Consider the following 880-nt stretch of genomic DNA (forward strand, 5'->3'; position numbering starts at 1 on the left):
TTTAATAATTGCTCTTTGGCATTATTCAGACGATCTTCTGATTCATCTAACTGAGTTTCTGCGAATGCCAATTGATCACGAGCCACCTCTTGTGAGATACGATTTACGAAACGCTCAGACTCACCTAAGATAGCTTTGTTCAGCTCAAAAGCATATTTTGAGTCAAAACCTTCTGTCGATACCGAAAGCACATAACTTTGCTCATCAAGATCAATGTGTACACGTTTTTTGAAGTACTCGAGCAAATCCTCTTGAGTTGCATCAGGATCAATTTCATAGATAGGGTCTGAGCCATCAACATAATAAGCTTCACGGAATTTGAACTTATTATCGAGGCGCTTTACCATATCATTCGACAAAATGTATTCTGTCAAATACGTTGCATCTTCTTTACTGGTACTATTTACGCCCAATAAAGCTGATAATCCGCCACCAGACGGCACACTTGAGTCACTGACTTGTTTGACCACCACATCGGCAGTCGAAACGAAGCGTGGATGAGCCAATGTCATCACATAATATATAACGAGCAACCAAGGCAGGATGACCAAGCCAATAAATAGCGAGAAGTTAATTATCTTACTTTTTTGCTTTGTGGATATGCTTTTCATAAACCTCAATCGCTTCTGTTGTATCGTCAAACACGTGTGCTGTTTGATCCATTAGTACAATACCAATATCGCAGTTTCGTTTGATATCGCCAATATTGTGCGACACTATTAAAAATCCGGCCTGTGCGCGGCGGGCCGCTAAAATCTCTTCGCTACGCTTGCGAAATGCTGCATCGCCAACGGCACCTGCTTCATCGAGCATATAGTAATCAAAATCAAAGGCCAAGCTCAACCCAAATGTTAATCGAGCTTTCATTCCTGATGAGTAG

General features: G+C 41.2%; 2 pseudogenes. Both read right to left on the minus strand.

The features are described 5' to 3' along the window. Window positions 1-611: pseudogene (locus ACS8FC_RS15840) on the minus strand (capsule biosynthesis protein); the annotation flags it as partial. Further along, a pseudogene (locus tag ACS8FC_RS15845) lies at window positions 580-880 on the minus strand (ABC transporter ATP-binding protein); the annotation flags it as partial. The pseudogenes ACS8FC_RS15840 and ACS8FC_RS15845, both read right to left, overlap by 32 nt.

The sequence above is a fragment of the Psychrobacter sp. 1Y4 genome (assembly GCF_051847555.1).